Source organism: Lactobacillus kimbladii, from assembly GCF_014323605.1.
GTDB lineage: Bacteria > Bacillota > Bacilli > Lactobacillales > Lactobacillaceae > Lactobacillus > Lactobacillus kimbladii_B.
On the sequence record NZ_SCMB01000002.1, the window covers coordinates 226,576 to 246,651 of the forward strand.

The following is a 20,076-nucleotide window of genomic DNA, read 5'->3' on the forward strand; positions in this document are numbered from 1 at the left end:
CAATATTAATGATAAAGAACCACAGGGATTATGTCAAACGACAAGAAAAAAACCTCAACCAGTTTTCACAGGTCAAGGTCTATTTCCTCATAATTAACTACTTTTGCTGTCAGCTTCTTTTTTAGCAGAAACTTCCTTTTCTTTGCTTGCAACTTCTTTAGCTTTTTTCTCTTTTATTTTTTCTGGATCTTCTCTTTCAGCTACGGATTCTTCATCAATGCCGAAAGCCTGACGAACTTGTTTTTGAACATCATCATAAACATCAGGATGATCTTCAAGATACTTTTTGGCATTTTCTCGTCCTTGCCCAATTCGTTCATCATGATATGAATACCAAGAACCAGCTTTAGCAATAATGTCCTTGTCAGCAGCCATGTCTAGAAGTTCACCACTTTGCGAGATACCTTTGCCGTACATCATATCAACTTCGGCAACTTTAAAAGGTGGAGCAACTTTATTCTTAACAACTTTGATTTTTACGCGGTTACCAGTGATTTCACCACCAGTTTGTTTAATTTTTTCTGCTCTCCTAATTTCTAGCCGAATAGTAGCATAAAACTTAAGTGCACGACCACCTGGTGTAGTTTCAGGATTACCAAACATGATCCCAACTTTTTCACGGATTTGATTAATAAAAATTGCTATGGTTTTGGTCTTATTAATATTACCTGAAAGTTTACGCAATGCTTGACTCATTAAACGAGCTTGCAGTCCAACGTGACTGTCACCCATCTCGCCATCAATTTCAGCTTGTGGCACAAGTGCAGCAACTGAATCAACTACTAAAATGTCAATCGCACCACTCGTAATCAATGTATCCGCAATCTGTAATCCTTCTTCACCAGTGTTAGGCTGGGATAAAATTAACGAATCAACATCAACACCTAGTGCTTCTGCATAAGCAGGATCCATGGCATTTTCAGCGTCAATATAAGCAGCGGTGCCACCTCTTTTTTGCACTTCAGCGACCGCATGTAAAGCAACTGTCGTTTTACCAGAAGACTCTGGTCCATAAATCTCTACAATTCTACCACGGGGATAGCCGCCAACTCCCAAGGCCGCATCAAGAGCAAGCGAACCTGAAGGAACAGTCGAAATTTTGGTGTCGGCCTTATCGCCCATTCGCATGACGGCGCCTTTACCAAAATTCTTTTCAATTTTCTTAAGTGCATTTTCCAATGCAGCTTGTTTTTCATCTTTGGCCAAGACTCTTGTCCTCCTATAAATAGTTTTATCATTTTAATACGTAATAATTATACTTTGCTTTAGTGTATATTTGCAAGAAAAAAGGCGAACAAATGTTTATTAATTTTATTCACAATAATAATTACGTAAAAATTGTCAAAAACTTTTTTAGTTTGCCTTTTTTAATCCCTTGGGTTGTAATATTTTCTGCAAAAAATTCAAAATGACATCTGCCAAAATAGCCATTAATGCTGTAGGAAGGGCACCAGCCAGTATAATTGCACTGCCGTTAGTAGCATTAGTGCCGCGAATAATAATGTCCCCTAAGCCACCTGCTCCAACGAACGAACCAATTGAAGTGATACCAATAGCTATGACCAAAGCATTTTTTAAACCAGCTATAATAACTGACATTGATAAGGGCAAACGGACCATGTAAAGCAGCTGCAACTTTGTCATACCCATTCCTTTCCCGGAATCAATAACGTTTTTATTAACATTACTCATACCAGTATATGTGTTTTTAATAATAGGCAAAAGTGAATAAAGCGTAACAGTTACGATAACAGTCATAACGCCCAAGCCTAAGCCAATCATTACGATGGATAAAAGAGCCAAAGATGGGATTGTTTGGATAAAGTTAGCAATTTCAACAACAAAATCACCTAAATGGCCATTGCGAGAAATAAAAATTCCCACTGGAATACCTATAATTGCAGCAAATAGAACCCCATAGATTGAAATGAGGAAAGTACGATTAAATTGTTCTAATACATAACTGCCATTATGGACATAATAATAAATAAATTGCTGCCACAATGATAAATGAGACATTATTTCTCCCCCCTAAAGTAATTATGTTTTACTAAAAATTGATGTGCAACAATAGACGGCTCAAGCAACTTGTCATCAACTTGAAAATTCATTTTACGAATATCATGCACACTCACATTGCCAACTAGTCTGGTCAGTATTGGTTTTAATTCAGGATGCTCACGCAATAAATAATTATTGATTAACATCCCACAATTATATGGTGGAAAGAAATGCTTATCATCTTTTAGGAGATGTAAATTATAGCTGTCAATTCGACCATCTGTTGAATAGCCCAAAATAACATCCATTTTCCCACTATTCAAAGCAGAATAAACTAAACCAATGTTCATAGGATGGGCTTTAGCAAAAGTCATACCGTAAGCTGTTTGGAAAGCTGGATAACCCACTCCTGGAGCATTTACCCACTCGGATGCTACACCAAAAGAAAATTTGTCTTTAACTTTCTTTAAATCTGAAATTTTATAAAGATGATATTTCTTTTGATCTTTTGCTCTAACCATAAAGGCATAATTATTAGCAAAACCATAGGTATGCAAATAGGTTTGGTCCCATCTCTTTTTTACTTCTCTGCGAACTGTATCATTTGCCTTTTTGGAATCTTTAATCGCAGGTAGCAGCAAATTAGCTGTTAACTCGCCACCATCATACGCAGCTGCTTGAATATCAGCATCATGACGATACAAAGCCTGGTGCTGCATCGGTGCAGACCCCAAATTATTAACAATAGAAGTCTTATATGAAGTCTCGTGCTCAATTAATTGGGCAACAATATTAGCCATAATTTGCGACTCAGTGGTTGTCAGGGCCGTAATTCTAATATTTTTTTCACTGCCCTGACTATCAGAAAGTCCGGGTAAACCACAAGCACTAGCAGTAAGCATTATGAGCAAGGTGGTTATCATCAACAATATTTTTTGCAAATACTTTTTCACAATAAACACCTCCTTATATTCCCTTTGGAGTCAGCTTACGTTCCAGCTTACCCAATAGGTAATCCGTAAGAAGTGCCAAAATGATTACTGGAATCGTTCCTCCAAAAATCAAATCCGTTTGGTAGAGGCTAAGTCCGTTAAAAATAAAATCTCCTAAGCCGCCAGCTCCGATATACGATGCCAGAGTTGCCCAGGCAATTACATAAATAGCAGAAAGTCTGATTCCTGCCATAATTACAGGCATGGCTAAAGGAATATCAACTTTTAAAATAAGCTGCATATTAGTCATGCCTAACCCGCGTGCAGAATCAATTGTATCTTGATTAACATCAGTTAGTCCTACATATGTGTTACGTAATATGGGCATTAAACTATAAAGAAAAAGAGCAATAATTGCTGGTACTTTACCAACACCAAAAAATGGTATCATAATTGCCAGCAAAGCCAAAGCCGGTATAGTTTGTAACATACTGGCTATTGCTATTACCACTTTAGCAATTCGCTTAAATTTCATTAATATAACGCTCAGTGGAACTGCAACTAGTATTCCCAGTCCTAAAGAAATAGCAGAAATATATATTTGTTGCCAAGTTTTTACTAATAACTCTGAACCGTGTTGTGCAAAAAAGGCTGACATTATTATTTCGCCTCTTTTTCTGAAGAACTTTGCAGGTGACTTTTATCGCCCCATATTTTTTCATAAACAACATTTACCAAACTAGCTCGAGTGACGATTCCAACTAATTTTTTATCTGAATCTGTTACTGGTATATAACTCTTATTACGACTCATAATCCGACTAAAATTATCACGTAGATATTCCTCAGGACCGACAGTCCCCAGTTTAGTAATCAATATATCGCTGACACTACTTACTTTAGGGTAATTTCTTTGCAAATCATCAATTGAAATGTAACCTTTGAGGTGGTCTCCATTATCAACGACTAAAAGCGTATCAACGCGATGCTCCTTCATCATAGTTAAAGCATCAGTGAGTGAAGCACCTAAATCAATTTTTGTTGGATTGGTCAACATTACATTTTTAACTTTTACAGTTTCATATTTTGCTTCTGACAAGCGCTCCTCACCAATCAAGCTCTTAACGTAGTCATTTGCAGGATGATGTAGAATCTGGTCAGGTGTTCCTACTTGGATCAACTGTCCATCATGCAAAACAACTACTTTAGTTGCAAGCTTTAATGCCTCATCCATGTCATGAGTGACAAAAACAATTGTTTTGCCTAAGCGTACTTGTAAGTTTTGAACCAAGTTCTGCAAGCTTTCACGCGTTATTGGATCGAGTGCGCCAAATGGTTCATCCATTAATATCAAGTTTTGATCTGCCGCAAGCGCACGTACGACACCTATTCTTTGCTGCTGACCACCAGATAGCTCTGTTGGGTATCTGTCTAAATATGACTCAGGTAATTCAGCCATTTTAATAAGCTTTTGTGCTTCACCAGCCAGCTTTTCTTTAGGCCACTTTAATAATTTGGGTACTAAAATGATATTTTCTCTGATGGTCATATGAGGCATTAAACCATTATTCTGAATAACGTAACCGATATGACGCCTTAAATTGACAGGATTGAAACTTTTAACATTCTTGCCGTTAACAAGTACTTCACCTTTAGTTACACTGTTCATGCGATTTATCATACGCATTATAGTTGTCTTTCCTGAACCGGAGGTGCCAATCAGGCAGCAAAAATCACCTTTTTCTATTTTAAAACTAATATGTTTAACAGCTGCATTTTTCATTTTAGGATATATTTTTGAAACGTCCCGAAATTCAACTGCTGGTACTTTTTCTACCATAAAATTTCCTCCTTTTCCAATATTCCCTTAATTTAATCCTAACAAGTAAATGTAACTTAATCAACAATCTGTCTTTTCAACAGTAGTTTATATTAAAAATAATGCACAAAAAAACACTACTAAAAGCAGTGCTTTTTTCTATATTAACTTTTCATTAATTTACATTGATCCTTCGAAAACATCCCATGAACTGTGGAAATAATCCCAACCAGAATAAATTGTAAAGATTAATGCAATGTATAGCAAAATTGTTCCTATGTGACAGAAGTCTCCGATTAACAGGAAAATAATGGAAAGCATTTGACAAGTTGTTTTAATCTTGCCAGGCATGGCTGCAGCCATAACTTGACCCTTGTTTTCTGCCAATATTAAGCGCAAACCTGTTACTGCTAATTCACGACAAACTATAATAGCGATAACCCAGGCAGGAGCCAGATTTAACGAAATTAACATGATAAAAGCAGTCATGGTAAGCATTTTATCTGCCAGCGGATCCGCAAATTTACCAAAATTGGTAACAAGGTTGCGTGATCTTGCTATGTGCCCATCAAACCAATCCGTTGCAGATGCCACTGCAAAAACAATAGCTGCAATGACTAATTTCCAATAAACAGTTGTTCCTGCAACCTTAACACTAGCATCGCCACCAAAAATGACAATTAACATAAAAACTGGTATCAATAATATTCTAAAAACCGTTAACTTATTAGGCAAATTCATTCTTAACTTTTCCTCCCAAAATAACTATCTTTCATTACTATCATTCCCACCGGAAGAAGAGCCACCTGAATGACCAGATTCACTACTGTGTTCATTATTATTTGACTGATTGCTATCATGACCTGACTGATTATTATTCTGGTTACTCTGGTTATTATTTTGATTACTTTCTTGGCTATTGGATGAACTAGAATTATTGTTGCCACTAGTACCATTATTAGTGCTATGATTGCCAGTTTGATTATGGCTCTGGTTTTGATGATTTGAATTACTATGTCCTGAATTATTGGTCGTGGCTCCAGAATTGTTCTGACCATTTTGAGTTTGATTACTTTGATTGCTGTTACGTTTACCAATATAAAAGGTCAAAGAAAGATTCGAATTCTGAGCAGTATATGGAACTTTTTTACCACCAATTGTAACTGAAGTCCCGACAGCATTACTGAAAGTAACATCAACAGTTTGAGCAGTTTCAGGAATCCTCAATGTGTGCTTTTGACCAGCAGTTAAAGTCTGACCACTTTGGTTAACGCCGTTCATAGCAATAGAAACTGTAGTAGCCTGATCACCGGCTCGCACAACCAAATTACGATTATTTTTTAGACCAGTAATCTGGAACTGATTTGTAGCTAATTCTTTAATTTTTACGCTTTTCTTTTTAGGTTTCTTTACCTTTTGCTTACGTTTGCCATTATCTGAAGAAACAGAGACATCCCCAGCTGTATTGTTATTTTGATTGCGACTAGAAGAAAAATGGGCATAAACAACATAACATACCAAAATAACGACTATTATTCCTAAGCCAACAATAATTCGTGGCAGGTAATCCTGCCATATTTTTTTCTTGTTACTAGTAGTTTTACGGACTTCTTCACTTTTGTTGTCAATCGAATCTTCGACAAATTCATCAGGCTCAGCCTTAGGAATATCTTCATGATATTCACTCAAAAGCTTTTTACCATCCAAACCAACTATTTGGGCATACTGTCTGATAAATGCTCTTACATAAAAATCTCCAGGAAGTTTATCAAAATCGTTTTGCTCGATCGCCGTCAGATATCTGCCTTGAATTTTGGTTGCTTTTTCAATATCTTCAATTGAAAGTCCCTTAGCCTCTCTGGCACTGCGTAATTTATCTCCGATATCTGCCATAGTTACCTCTTTAAATTCTAATTTTACTCTTTGAGTATAACATATACTACATATTATTTTTACATTTATATGAGCCAGCCACCACTAACGTAAATGGTTTGTCCAGTTAAATATCCTGAATGAACATCAAGTAGTGTCCTAACCCAATAGGAAATATCATTGCCCTCTGCTAAACGTCCAACAGGTATTTCGCCCCTAACCTCTTCCATTGCTTCTGGTGCTAATATTGAATTCATTGATGTGTTGACCGCACCAGGTGCTAAAACATTTACTGTGAGATTGGCAGAAGCCACTTCACGAGAATATGCTTGTGCAAAGCGCTCAAGTCCGGATTTTGAAGAACTGTAGACAGCTTCCATAGCGCTGCCTGAACCACCATAAACCGAACCCAAATAAACAATACGACTATAATCATTTTTTATCAAATGAGGTTCTAACAAGCCTGTTAATTTAATAGGAGTAATCAAATTTATGTGCAAAACTTCATCAATTTTTGTCATATTCTGACTGCTAACAAAATTATAATCTGTAACTCCTTGGGCAAATACCACTGCGTTCACTGGCAAAAGCTCACTAACAAATTCTTTTAATTCATCATTTTTAGCCAAAAAATCTAACTTTATAGGAATAAAGTCTTGACTAGGATATTTTTGACTCATTCCTTCAGCCATAGTATAGGCCTTTTGCCAATTTTGACTGCAATGAACATAAAGAGACCAACCGGCGTTGGCTAAGTCAGCACAAATAGCTTGACCAATGCCACCTGTTGCACCAAATACAAGTGCTCGCTGCAATTAAAACATTCCTTTTATTTTATTTTAGTATGAAGATGACCATATAGCTAAACTAGTCCATTAAAGATAAATTCAGTTATGTATTCATATTCATTTTTATTTTAACATTATTTTTTTGTAAATTTGAACTAATAAAACGACATGATAAACTTTCTTAAAAATTAGGTCTTATCCTCATCTTTTTTAGGCGGTAACAAAACTTGACGAGGCTTTGATCCTTCAGATGGGCCCACAATCCCCTTCTCTTCCATCGCATCAACTATTCTGGCAGCACGATTGTAGCCTATACGAAATCTTCTTTGTAAAAGTGATACACTTGCTGTTTGTTGCTGTCTTACCAGTTCAACAGCCTGATCATAAAATTCATCCTCTGGTTCGTCATCTTGTTTTCCTGAATTTTCTTGACCTTTTTGCGGAATCATCCCTTTATCATATTCAGGCTTTTGTTGTTTCTTTACCCAAGATATTATCTTCTCAACCTCACTTGAAGAAACATAAGCACCTTGAATTCGTTCAGGTTTGGAGGCTCCTACCGGCATGTACAACATGTCTCCTCTGCCGAGCAACTTCTCAGCTCCCGTTTGGTCTAAAATTGTTCTTGAATCAATACCACTTGAAACAGCAAAAGAAATTCGAGATGGTACGTTTGCCTTAATTAAACCGGTAATGACATCAACACTTGGTCGTTGAGTAGCCAAGATCATGTGAATTCCCGCAGCGCGCGCCATTTGCCCCAAACGCACAATTGCACCCTCAACATCGCGGCCACCAACCATCATCAGATCACTAAGTTCATCGACTACGACCAAAATATATGGCAAAGGTTTCATCGCAGGCTTAGATTTATCTCGATTATTGAGTTGAACCTTATCATTAAACTCACCCACATTACGGACACTACTTGCGGCAAATAGTTTATAGCGTCGTTCCATTTCCTTAACAGCTTTGCCTAATGCATTCGCAGCTAACTTGGCATCTGTAACTACCGGTATCAACAAATGTGGTACACCATTATAAACCGAAAGTTCAACCATTTTAGGATCAATTAAAATCAACTTAACTTGATCCGGCAGTGCCTTCATTAATATACTCGTTAAAATGGTATTGATTGCAACAGACTTTCCGGAACCTGTCGAACCAGCAATGAGAAGGTGGGGCATTTTAGTTAGGTCAGCTGAAATTGTTTGTCCGCTAACATCCTTGCCCAAAGGTACTTGCATAGGATCTTTTTTAGCCCTATTATCTTGATTCTGCATTACATCTTTAAAAGCAACAACCGAAGTGTTTTTATTCGGCACCTCTATACCGATATATGGTTTGCCAGGTATAGGCGCTTCTATTCTGATATCTTTTGCTGCCAAGGCAAGAGCCAAATCATCTGCTAAATTAACAATCCTGCTAACTTTAACTCCAACAGCAGGCTGTACTTCATAACGTGTAATTGTAGGACCCAAAATTGCTTTTTTTATGATAACTTTGACGCCAAAACTTTTAAAAGTAGATTGTAAAGTTTGCGTATTTTTGCGAATAAGAGCCTTATCGGTACTTTGATCAACATTCTTAATGCTGTCAAGCAAGGTTAAAGGAGGTTTTTGATAATTTGGACTTACTTTCTGATCTTGTTTAAGTTCACCATGATCAACAGATTCCAATTCTTGCTTAATTTTCTTATCTTCTTCAACAAAAGAATGTGATTTGGGTAAATTGCCACTGGTATTATCAGTTTTGCTCTCTTTTTGAATATTATTTTGACTGGCCACCTGAATTTGTGGCTCAACCGGAGAATGTTCTGGCATATCACCAAATTCTGATTCATTCGAAACAGAATTATCTACATCCGTAGTGTCTGCAAATTCTTCGGTTGACTTGTCATTAACAGCAAAATCATCAACATCAGGAAAAACCATATTTTTAGAATCCGATGTCTCCTGTAAATTTTGAGATTGTTCATTCAAGTTCTGCTGTTGTTGTTTTTCTCTGAATGAACCATATTTATCTTTTATTTTCGTGCCAGCTGCCTTATTTTTATCAATAAAAAGCTGACTAACCGTCTGAAATTTTTTAATTATAGTTGCAAACTTTACATCAAAGAACATCAAAATACCACACGGAATTAGTAGAATTGCAATTACTCGCAATCCTATATGACCTAGTAAGGGATAAAATATTTGGTAGCATAATGCACCAATTACTCCTCCACCAACATGTTTGGTAACAGCCATTCGGCCAAATTCAGCTGATATTTCATGCCAGAATGCATTCATAAACGCATTATTTACAAATTCACTTTCAAAATAAACGCTGCTCTGAATTAATAAAAATCCGAGTATTGCAAAAAACAGACCACAACTGCGCTTAAATTTAAAGTGCATCGGCTTGTTGTAAATCAGCATAACCAGGCCAAAAATAATACAAATTCCAGCAGCTAATAAATATGAATCTCCAAAAAAGAAACGAAAAATATTCGCAACTTGTTTACCAAGTATTCCAAATTTAACAAATGCCAAAACTGAAATAATAATTTGTACAAGACCAACAATTGCCCAAGTAATTCCAGTATTCTGATTTTTCTTATGAGATTTAGTGGTTTTTCTCCTCTTCTTTTTAGGCATAATACTACCTAATCAACAATTAAAAATTTGCTTGGAAGTTCAAATTAACTGGTTCATCCAAAGTAATTTGAGTAACTTCATAAGTAAGGGTTTCAATATATTCAACTAATGGACGACTAAGCAACTTATAATCTGTCTTTTCCAGATCGCTGCCATCACCAAAATAATCTTTAATTTTGACGATCTGACTAATCATTCCACTTACAGAAAAATCTCCCGGCGCAGGTGCTACGTCAAAAACAACGGTTACATCAAAATAATTGCCGTCAGTACCAGCATCAGTTGTGCCATCATCATTTTGTTTTTCGACCTTTTTTAAGCCAAAATTTACCTGATCTTTAGTTTCCGGCTCTTCATTAATATCATAATGAAAATTTTTGACTATAACAGGAGTTTCTTTTTCAAAATCCATCTTAGTTTCCTCCTAAATTTCTTTCATAGCGCTCAGGGCGATTGTAGTTATCTTTTAATTTATCATTTTCATAATGATGGCTAGTTTCTAAATTAGGAAAACCCTGCTGACGCAATGCTTCAAGTAAAACTATCGCCACTGAGTTAGCCAAATTATAACAACGAATATTATCCGACATTGGTATTCTCAAATTGCGCTCGTAATATTCTCGCATAAATGTTTCTGGTAAACCAGTAGTTTCTTTGCCAAACACAAAGTAGTAATTTTTCGCAGAATCTGTATAATCTATTTCCGCATAATTTTTTGAAGAAAATTTAGAAATAAGATACATTTCGTCTTGGGAACCAAGTTGACCTAGGAATGCATTAAGATCTTCATGTACCCGAACATCAACCTTATCCCAATAATCCAAGCCAGCTCGTTTCATTTTTTTGTTATCGATTTGAAAACCTAATGGCTCAATCAAATCAAGAACTGTATTAGTCCCGGCACAAGTTCGAGCAATATTACCAGTATTAGCTGGCATTAGTGGCTCATATAACACTACGTGATTTGTCAATCTTTTTCTCCTTTACTATATTTTTAACAAATAAAACTTATTTTTTTGGCGGTTTTTCTTCTGATCCCGCGCTTAAATTATTCGAGTTCTCAGCCGCAACTTGGAAGTTTTCCTCATATTCATCTTCTTTGAAAACCTGAGAAACATTACGGTAATAGTTATAAACACGCAAAATAATAATTTTTAAAATAGCATAAATTGGAATACCAAAAATGACGCCCCAAAGTCCCCAAACAGAACTTGAACCTATCAATAATAAAATAGTGGTTACCGGGTGCATCTCCATCTTGTTTCCCATTACCAAAGGACTAATAACCCTTGATTCAATGGTCTGTTCTATTGCAAAAACAACCAAAACTTTAATTACCATTGGCACAGAAAGCATAATAGCAATCACGATTACAGGTATAAAGGAAATAAAAGTACCAAAATATGGAATAAGGTTAAGAATACCACTTAAAACAGCAAGGGCAATGCCATACGGAAGTCCAATGATACTGTAGCCAATGGCAAACATGATTCCGACCCAAAAAGCAACAGTAAGTTGTCCCCTAATATAAGATGCTAGTGCAGTATTAATATCGTAAAGAAGTTCGCCAAAACTTTTCTGCCAACGCTTCGGTGCAAATTGCATTAAGTAAGGGCGTAAATTGTGAGCATCTTTTAACATAAAAAACAGAATAAAGGGTGCAGTAAGTAAAGTCATAACTATAATAGTAACAACACTAATTGCCGAAGAAATATTGCTCAAAGTCGCATTGATAGCTTCATGCCCTGATTTAAAAAGCATATCTTGAGCACGATTGATAGCATCATTAATATTGCCCTTAACACTGTGAAGTTGCGGATTACTCAGCCAATCCTGTATCGCATTTGTAGCATCCTTCCAGATATGAGGCCAATGAGTAATTAATGAGTTAATTTGACTTTGAACAATTGGCAATAAAGTATTAACTATCCAAACGAGCAAAACTGCTACTAAAACAAATAATCCAAGAATAGTAACAATCCTTGGTACTTTGAACTTTCTCTCTAAAATATCTACTAGCGGATTCATAATATAAAACTGAATCAAAGCCAGCATTAACGGAGGAAGAATCGCACTTACAAAGACCTTAGCGGGATTTAAAACAAATGATATTTTGTTGAACAACCAAATCACAAGGAAGAACAACAAAATGTTTAGTAGTGCAATACTAAACCGATTATTCAAAAACCATTTTTGAAAGATGGTTCTTTTTTTATGTTTCTTCTCGTAGTCCATCAAATCATCCTAATCAAATATGCTCATATATTATGTCATCACCGATATTAAATTCGGGCATTGTCTGTTTATCTTCTAAAGTGAAATATACACCGTTAGCCAGTGGATTTTTTGACTTTTTCTGATTAAAAAATAAGGTAACATGACCTAAAGCTCTCATATCACTGGCAACCATGGAGCCAACAAAGTCAGCAACATAGGTCTGGCCATCGATTGTAACTGTATCGCCCTTTTTCATAATAAAACCAGTAAGCGGAGTTTGGGGATCAAATTTTTGAATAACCGAAACATCGACTAATTCTGGAGTGACATTTTCACCAAATAAAATTACCATATTGCCCTTAGGTTCAATAGCTTGTTTACCAATTTTTGTAATAGTTGCTGTCCATTTCATAATTTGTTCTCCTTAAGCTTTAATTTTAGCATAACAAAAACCGCTTAACTAATATATAGGCGGCTTTTTTGTTACTTCTTTATTTTTTATGATAAAGCAGCCATTTCTTAATTTCATCAATAATAACTAACGGTATTGGCAAACAGAATAAGAATAACCAGTCAACCGGTAATAACCTGGTCGTATTGAATAACTGCTGCAGGCCAGGAGTAACTGTTAAAGCTAAAAACAGCAGTATTTCGAATATAATGCCATACCAAATGTTCCGGTTACTAAATATGCCTTTCTTAAATAGTGAAACTTTATTTGTTCTGCAATTTAAGACATTTGCAATCTGTGTAAAAATAATTGCTCCCAAAACCATTGTCGTTGCGCGCATATAAACTGGACCATCAGCAGCTAATGGCACGTGCGGCCAGCCATTTTGGAGATTCACAAAGAAATATGCACCAATCGAGATAGCACTGGAAATCAAACCATACCACAAAAATGCTTTAATAATGACGCTTCTGTTAAGCAGGTGCTCATTACGCTTCCTCGGTGCTTGTTTCATAACATCCGGATCAACAGCTTCCCCACCAAGTCCTAATGCTGGCAACATATCCGTTCCCAAATCGACTGTCAGGATTTGCATTACTGTCATCGGTAAAGGAATCAAGCCTCCAGAAAACAAGAATAAAATTGATGGAAAGGCCTCTGGCACATTAGAAGTCAAAATATAGGTTAAAAACTTACGGATATTACTGTAAACGGCACGGCCTTCTTCAATTGCGGCCACAATAGACGCAAAATTATCATCAGTTAAAATAATATTAGCAGCATCTTTAGCTACATCTGTACCAGTCAAACCCATAGCTATACCAATATCTGCCTGCTTCAAAGCAGGAGCATCGTTAACTCCGTCACCGGTAGAAGCTACAATTTCACCATTTTCCTGTAAAGTCTTGACAACTTTATATTTTTGCTCTGGAGCCACCCGAGCAAAAATCACTTCTCCCTTTAAAGCTTTTCGTAAATCTGCATTACTCATCTTTTCCAGTTCATCACCAGAAATAACTCGTGCCTTGTCAGAAGTTAATCCAATTTGGACGGCAACGGACTTAGCTGTCAGCTTTGAATCCCCAGTAACCATGATAATTTTAATTTTTGCCTGGTGACAACGTCTAACAGCGTTATATATTTCTGGCCGAGGTGGATCACTCATTGTGGTCAAGCCTACAAATACTAAATGCTGCTCAGCTGTTTCAATAGTTAGCTTGGTAACATCAGTATTTTCTTTTTCTACAATGCGATAAGCCATAGCCATACTACGAAGACCCTTAGCAGCATAGTCGGCGTTGTGTTTTTCAGCGCGTTTCTTATCATCATCAGTCAGAGCGCGAACTTTACCATCGACCTGAATTTGGTCACACTGCTTAATCACATCACTGAATGAACCTTTAGTAAAAATGATATATTGGTGATCATTCCAGCGGTGAATCGTTGACATACGCTTTCTGTTAGAGTCAAAAGGCAGTTCTCTTAATCGAGGATATTTGACCAAAACTTTTTGCCGATCAAAGCCTGCTTTTTCAGCCATAATAATTAAACAGGCTTCAGTTGGGGTGCCCAAAATTTTGGGCTTACCTCCTTTGACCTTGCTGGGTTGAACAGCAGTATCGTTGTCCAAAGATGCTATTTGAACCAACTTATGCAAGTCAGGATTTTCTTCATACCACAACTGCTTATTGTTTAATTCAATCTGACCATTATTGACGTAGCCATTGCCAGTAACTTTATATTCATTTTGAGGAGTCCAAATGTAATGGATAGTCATTTGATTCTGAGTTAGAGTACCCGTTTTGTCTGAACAAATAACTGTAGTTTCTCCTAATGTTTCAACAGAATTTAATTCCTTAACCAGTGCATGTTTTTTGGCCATACGCTTAACACCCTGAGCTAAGCTAAGAGTTACAGTAGGCAATAATCCTTCTGGGATAAAGGCTACAATCATTCCTAAAGCAAAAATAAATGCTTTAGCAAACGGATATTTAACAAAGAAAATTGCTGCAATCAAGAATAAAACGCCTATCGAAACAGCAATTATTGATAGCTGCTTGGTCAGACGGTTTAATTCCTGGGTTAGTGGACTATCGACTTTATTTTGCTTTTGGGTTAACTGCGCTATTTTACCAAATTCAGTATTCATTCCCGTCGCAAATGCTATTGCACGAGCTGTGCCTGAACCCACGGTTGTTCCGGAATAAACCAGATTGGCTTCCGCGTAGCTGCCTTCGCCCGGTGCGTAATCCGTTGTTTTTGATTCAGGTACAGATTCACCATTTAGGGCACTCTGATCAACCTGCATCGAACTGGCAGTAATTAGCCTGGCATCTGCTGGAATAGCATTACCTGCTTGAAGAATAAAAACATCTCCAGGAACCAGTTCTTTAGCATCAATCTGTGTTTTTTTACCATCACGAATTGCCTGAACGTAGGTTGGCAACATATTATTCAAAGCATCTGTCGCTCTTTTGGCAGCTCTTTCTTGCCAAAAACTAAACAAACCGTTAATAATATTAACCATCCAAATGGCAATTCCCAATTCAATGGTACCGCTGAACATCGCTACAGCTCCGGAAATCCACAACAAGATTGCCATCATACTAATAAAGTTCTTAAAAAAAGTCTTCCATTCAGACTCTTCTTGAGACTTTTTTATTTCATTACGACCATATTTAGCCAATCTTGCGGTTGCTTCTGCAGAAGTTAAGCCTGCAGAAGATGAGTGAAGATTAGTATAAACTTCAGAAATATCATTCTTAGCATAAAGCTCTCGAATTTTATTTTCTTCCATTCCCAACATACCTCTTATTTCAAAACTTTCAATTTTAAACTAATAAATAAAGCCGACACCATACTTTAACACTTTTTAAAATGTTAAAGTCACTCAATATTTTTACAATTGCGTGTCATGCTATACTAATTATTGAGACAATTATAAATGAAATTGGAGGCTTTTCAAGCATGAAATTATTAATCGGCGGATACACTAAAAAAAAGTCAACGGGAATTTATGAATTACCACTCACACTCGCTGAAAACGGACTAGAAATGCAGATGGGACCAGCTAAAGAAGTAATAAAAGTTGGAGGTCCAACATACTTTGTCCAAGATGGTAAGCTTATTTTTACTATTAATAACGCTGGCTCTAAGGGTGGCATCAGTTCATTTGAACTAGTTAATGGTAAGTATCAGGAAAAAGATTCTTACTTAACTCCCGGTTCGTCACCTGCTTATATTGGCATTAACCAGAAAAAGAAATTGCTCTATACTGCCAATTACCATACAGCAGTATTAGCCGTATTCTCATTTGATGATGAGGGCAAGTTAACTTTTTTGGATTCAGTGACTCACACTGCAGATAGCCTAGGCCCTTGTCCTGAACAAGCTGATGGCCCCCACCCGCATTTTTTTGATCAAACACCACAAGGAAATCTTGTAAGTTGTGATTTAGGTAATGACTGTGTTGATTTTTACAGTTTTAAAAATAATAAGCTGCATCATTTAGCTAAATATCAAAACGAACCCGGTTTCGGCAGTCGCCACATTGTTTTCAGCCCTGACGGTAATTATTTTTATGTTGTCGGTGAGCTTTCAAGCAAAATTAATTTAGTCAAGTTTGATGAGACAAATTGGCAATTTAAGAGTATTGCCACTTATTCAACCATCCCTGATGATTATTCCGATCACAATGGCGCAGCGGCCATAAAAATTAGCCATGATGGTAAATTTATTTACACTTCTAATCGTGGCCATGATACTATCACTGTTTTTGCAGTTAATGATGATCATACCCTGCAATTACGTCAGAGAATTTCAACTTTTGGTGAATTTCCGCGAGATTTTAACTGGGACAAAAATGAAAAATATGTGGTGGCAACCAACCAAAATTCAGATAATGCTACTTTATATACCAGGGACGCGGAAAATGGCTGTTTGACTCCTGTGCAAAAAAATATTTTTGTTCCCGAAGGTACTCGCGTACTTTTTAGTGAATAATTTTCCTATAACAAATAAAGAGTTGTCTAATATAATGACAACTCTTTTTTATTACATTTACTAAAACTATTTTGGAATATTATGCCATAATTCCTGCATATCAAGTGGATCAGGCACTTCAATACTAACTTGCCTCTCTTTCTTGAAAGGATCAGGAAATTCTAAGTGAAAGCAATTTAATGCTTGCCTTTTGAAATTATCTTTTTGCCCATATAGTGGATCTCCATATAAGGGGTGACCAAGATATTGCATATGCAAACGAATCTGGTGAGTTCGCCCAGTATAAAGGCGTAATTCCACTATACTAGCGTTTTCTTTTTGTGCGATCACTTTATAGGCAGTTTTTGCTTTCTTGCCGGTGGGTTCAATACTACGTACAATCGAAGTTCCCTTTCGGCCAATTGGCTGATCTATGGTGCCCTTTAGTTCGTCTAAACCAAAATTACCGTGAACTATTGCATGATACTTTTTAATAAACTTATCCTTTTTGAGCTGACTAAAACGTGCATGGGCAATAGCATTTTTACCAACTAAAACCAAACCAGAAGTGTCACGATCAAGTCGCGTTACAATATGTGGCTTGATATTCACACTTTTTTTGCGCTCAAAATAACCTAAAACTTGGTTAACGAGTGCGTTAACATCGTAGCGAGAAGGAATCGATAAAATCCCTGCAGGCTTATTAACAACCAGGTAATTTTCTGTTTCTTTAACAACCGCAAGAGGTTCTTGAGAAGGTACAAGCCATGGGTTACATTTTTCCTGACCCGGGATGAAAATCACTTCATCACCGGTATGTAAAATGAAGTTTGTATAGCGCCGTTTATGATTAACAAGAATCATTCCACCCGCATTTTTAGCATTATTAACAGCTCTTTTTGAAAAACCATTCTTTAATAAAAAAATCCCCAATTTTTTGGGGGCTTTTTTATTCACAGTAACTTTAAATAGTGTCATTGTTATCTCCGATAAATGCACTTTGAACTCTTGACCAAAAATGAGTATGGCCAAATCTGTCAAAATGGATTTCCTTACTAGAAATACGGTAATTGACCTTTTTGGCATTGCGAACGTTAATCCGACGACCGTCAATAGTCATTACAAAGTGATCAGCTTCAGGAACTATGGTAACCCACTGCTCGGGAGCTAGTACAATTGGTGAAGATAAAGATCTAAAAATACGATTGTTAATAGAAGCTATTTCCGCCATCTGCAAGGCCTTGAGTCTCGGATGAATTACTGCACCACCAAGCGATTTATTATATCCGGTTGAGCCAGTTGGAGTTGAAATACATAAACCATCTCCGCGGAAATTTTCAAATAACTGATCATCAATGTAAACTTTAGCTTCAAGCGTATGTGAAATGCGCTTTACTGCTGACTCATTTAAAGCTAAAAAGTGTTTCTTTTCATTAGCTTCAGTTAGAAGTTCCACCTCTAACAGCGGATAGCTGGCAGACTCAGGTTCTCTTAAAAATAAAGCATCCACCATTTTATCAACTTCAGGACCACGCCAATCAGTATAAAAGCCCAGATGTCCAGTATGGATGCCGATGAAGCGAATTGAACTGATTTGGTTTTCATATCTGTGAAAAGCATTTATCAAAGTTCCGTCTCCACCGACCGTAATCACTACATCTGGATACTTGGCATCAAAGACAACGCCCTCTTTGGTTTCTAACAATTTTCGCAAGTGCGCCACTACCTTTAGTGTCTCATGATTGGTGTTATGGGCAATTGTAATTCTCATTATTTTTCCTTACCCTTGTTTTTGGTAAAAACTTTCTGAGCTTCTTGCACTTCATCTTTAATTAATGACATTTCTTCATCAAGCTTATATGCCGTTTCTGCAGTAGATTTTAATCTTTCAGAAATATCTTTAGGATAAGAACCCTGATATTTGTAATTGAGAGTGTGTTCTACCGTTGCCCAAAAGTTCATTGCCAATGTTCTAATCTGAATTTCAGCTAATAATTTTTTGGGACCAGTCGGCAAATAAACAGTATATGAAATAACCATATGATAAGAGCGATAGCCCGAAGGTTTGGCATTTTTCACATAATCACGTTCTTCAATGACTTCCATGTCGGCACGTGTATGAATTAAGTCTACCACCTTATAAATATCATCGACAAATTGACAAACTATTCTAATTCCCGCTATGTCTTGCATATCAGTTTCAATAACATCGAAACTAATTACACGTCTTTTCATTTTTTCTTTAATTGAGTCAACAGTTTTCACCCTGCCGACCACAAATTCTATAGGTGAATGTTCTCCCTTTGTCAAGAAACTTTGTCTTAAAGAACGAAATTTCACCTTTAATTCTCGCACGGCCTCTTCATATGGCCATAAAAAATTATCCCAGTCATAATTCATAGAAATAACCCTTTCTCAAACAGCATATTCATTTTAACATAATTTATATGATAGCAATTTCATATGGTCATTTACCTTAATAAAATAATCCCTGTTTTTCTATACAGGTGCCTAAAGCCTTATTACAAAGTCTTTTTTCTTGCACATTAAACCTTTTGATATTATGATAAATTTATTAATTTCAATTAGGCTATACTATCATAGCTTTAGCACTTATTTTACTTATTTAGAAAATTTTAAAATTTAATGACATTTGTTTTTGATTTTTAGAAACTACTTTTGAGAAATATAGATTTTGCTACAGAATATTAAAGTATTTCTTTCATAAACAAAATTGAATGGAGTAATATTAAATGTCTCAAAATAATGAAATTGAAGCAAAAATCATCTTGCCTAAGGCAATATACCAAAAACTTTGTCATGATTTTCCAGTAAAGCAAAGCTTTACACAAGAAAATTATTATTTTGATACTACGGACAGTTTGCTAAAACAATATAACATAAGCTGTCGCATTAGGCTTTTTAGTGACCATGCAGAGCAAACCCTGAAGGTTCCAAATAAGAATCCCATACAACACGATTTTCATGAAGCAATAGAAATTAATGACTCATTAAAATTTAATGAAACAAAAGCATTAATTAAGCATGAAGCCACTGGATCGCCTATAATTTTCAAGTATAGCGTGGGAAAATATTTGGAACAGAAATTTTCACAGAAGTTAAAATTACATTTACAGACTTTTTGCAAAACTCACCGTATATTAGCGAATGGACCACAAAATTGTGAATTAACTTTTGATGATAACACTTATCCAGATAACTACGAAGATTTTGAACTTGAGATTGAAAATCGCAATCCAGATTTAATAGCGCAAATTCTGGCAAAATTAAAAGATGAATACAAATTTACACAAAATTCTAATAATACTAACCAAGCAAAAATTGCACGCGCTTACATACATAGTGTTAGAATATGA

General features: G+C 36.2%; 19 protein-coding genes. 2 read left to right on the forward strand and 17 right to left on the reverse strand.

The features are described 5' to 3' along the window. Window positions 1–93: 93 nt before the first annotated feature. From recA to ERK18_RS04360, 14 genes are all read right to left on the reverse strand, one after another. Window positions 94–1,206, reverse strand: coding sequence for a recombinase RecA (gene recA / locus ERK18_RS04295; protein WP_187154459.1), 1,113 nt, complete (start codon window positions 1,204–1,206; stop codon window positions 94–96). 147 nt (window positions 1,207–1,353) lie between these two features. After that, window positions 1,354–2,019 (reverse strand): ABC transporter permease, encoded by a 666-nt coding sequence (locus ERK18_RS04300; protein ID WP_045927786.1) that lies wholly within the window; start codon window positions 2,017–2,019, stop codon window positions 1,354–1,356. After that, entirely contained in the window at window positions 2,019–2,924 is a 906-nt protein-coding gene (locus tag ERK18_RS04305; protein ID WP_045928912.1) for an osmoprotectant ABC transporter substrate-binding protein, read from the reverse strand. The genes ERK18_RS04300 and ERK18_RS04305 overlap by 1 nt, the downstream gene beginning before the upstream one ends. 43 nt (window positions 2,925–2,967) lie before the next feature. Beyond that, window positions 2,968–3,591 carry an ABC transporter permease gene (locus ERK18_RS04310; protein ID WP_034977425.1) on the reverse strand — a complete coding sequence of 208 codons (624 nt, stop codon included), beginning with the start codon at window positions 3,589–3,591 and terminating at the stop codon, window positions 2,968–2,970. A gap of 2 nt (window positions 3,592–3,593) precedes the next feature. After that, window positions 3,594–4,772 carry an ABC transporter ATP-binding protein gene (locus tag ERK18_RS04315; protein ID WP_187154460.1) on the reverse strand — a complete coding sequence of 393 codons (1,179 nt, stop codon included), beginning with the start codon at window positions 4,770–4,772 and terminating at the stop codon, window positions 3,594–3,596. A 159-nt stretch (window positions 4,773–4,931) separates the two neighbouring features. Then, complete coding sequence (gene pgsA, locus ERK18_RS04320) at window positions 4,932–5,492, reverse strand: CDP-diacylglycerol--glycerol-3-phosphate 3-phosphatidyltransferase (RefSeq protein WP_187154461.1); 561 nt, start codon at window positions 5,490–5,492, stop codon at window positions 4,932–4,934. Window positions 5,493–5,516: 24 nt separating this feature from the next. After that, on the reverse strand, window positions 5,517–6,644 hold the full coding sequence (locus tag ERK18_RS04325) for a helix-turn-helix domain-containing protein (RefSeq protein WP_187154462.1): 1,128 nt from the start codon (window positions 6,642–6,644) through the stop codon (window positions 5,517–5,519). Between the two features lie 65 nt (window positions 6,645–6,709). Further along, window positions 6,710–7,438 (reverse strand): elongation factor P 5-aminopentanone reductase, encoded by a 729-nt coding sequence (ymfI, locus tag ERK18_RS04330; RefSeq protein ID WP_187154463.1) that lies wholly within the window; start codon window positions 7,436–7,438, stop codon window positions 6,710–6,712. Between the two features lie 161 nt (window positions 7,439–7,599). Continuing rightward, a complete protein-coding gene (locus tag ERK18_RS04335) occupies window positions 7,600–10,050 on the reverse strand; it encodes an FtsK/SpoIIIE family DNA translocase (protein ID WP_187154464.1) in 2,451 nt (816 codons plus the stop codon). 19 nt (window positions 10,051–10,069) lie between these two features. Next, window positions 10,070–10,462: a DUF1149 family protein gene (locus ERK18_RS04340; protein WP_045927779.1), complete on the reverse strand. Its 393-nt coding sequence runs from the start codon at window positions 10,460–10,462 to the stop codon at window positions 10,070–10,072. A gap of 1 nt (window position 10,463) precedes the next feature. Beyond that, complete coding sequence (locus ERK18_RS04345) at window positions 10,464–11,021, reverse strand: tRNA (cytidine(34)-2'-O)-methyltransferase (protein ID WP_187154465.1); 558 nt, start codon at window positions 11,019–11,021, stop codon at window positions 10,464–10,466. A 37-nt stretch (window positions 11,022–11,058) separates the two neighbouring features. Beyond that, entirely contained in the window at window positions 11,059–12,285 is a 1,227-nt protein-coding gene (locus tag ERK18_RS04350; RefSeq protein ID WP_187154466.1) for an AI-2E family transporter, read from the reverse strand. 13 nt (window positions 12,286–12,298) lie between these two features. Then, window positions 12,299–12,679: a PTS glucitol/sorbitol transporter subunit IIA gene (locus tag ERK18_RS04355; protein ID WP_046331851.1), complete on the reverse strand. Its 381-nt coding sequence runs from the start codon at window positions 12,677–12,679 to the stop codon at window positions 12,299–12,301. A gap of 79 nt (window positions 12,680–12,758) precedes the next feature. Next, window positions 12,759–15,515 carry a cation-translocating P-type ATPase gene (locus tag ERK18_RS04360; protein WP_187154467.1) on the reverse strand — a complete coding sequence of 919 codons (2,757 nt, stop codon included), beginning with the start codon at window positions 15,513–15,515 and terminating at the stop codon, window positions 12,759–12,761. Between the two features lie 170 nt (window positions 15,516–15,685). On the opposite strand from ERK18_RS04360, the gene ERK18_RS04365 reads away from it, so the two are divergent. Next, window positions 15,686–16,720 (forward strand): lactonase family protein, encoded by a 1,035-nt coding sequence (locus ERK18_RS04365; RefSeq protein WP_187154468.1) that lies wholly within the window; start codon window positions 15,686–15,688, stop codon window positions 16,718–16,720. A gap of 66 nt (window positions 16,721–16,786) precedes the next feature. On the opposite strand, the gene ERK18_RS04370 is transcribed toward ERK18_RS04365, so the two are convergent. From ERK18_RS04370 to ERK18_RS04380, 3 genes are read right to left on the reverse strand one after another with little or no spacing between them, the layout of a single operon-like run. Further along, complete coding sequence (locus tag ERK18_RS04370) at window positions 16,787–17,677, reverse strand: RluA family pseudouridine synthase (RefSeq protein ID WP_187154469.1); 891 nt, start codon at window positions 17,675–17,677, stop codon at window positions 16,787–16,789. Then, complete coding sequence (locus ERK18_RS04375; protein ID WP_187154470.1) at window positions 17,664–18,470, reverse strand: NAD kinase; 807 nt, start codon at window positions 18,468–18,470, stop codon at window positions 17,664–17,666. The genes ERK18_RS04370 and ERK18_RS04375 overlap by 14 nt, the downstream gene beginning before the upstream one ends. Then, entirely contained in the window at window positions 18,470–19,099 is a 630-nt protein-coding gene (locus ERK18_RS04380; RefSeq protein WP_045927773.1) for a GTP diphosphokinase, read from the reverse strand. Before ERK18_RS04380 ends, ERK18_RS04375 begins: the two co-directional genes overlap by 1 nt. Before the next feature lie 353 nt (window positions 19,100–19,452). On the opposite strand from ERK18_RS04380, the gene ERK18_RS04385 reads away from it, so the two are divergent. Then, the gene (locus tag ERK18_RS04385) at window positions 19,453–20,076 is read left to right on the forward strand and encodes a CYTH domain-containing protein (protein WP_187154471.1); all 624 of its coding nucleotides are present in this window, start codon (window positions 19,453–19,455) and stop codon (window positions 20,074–20,076) included.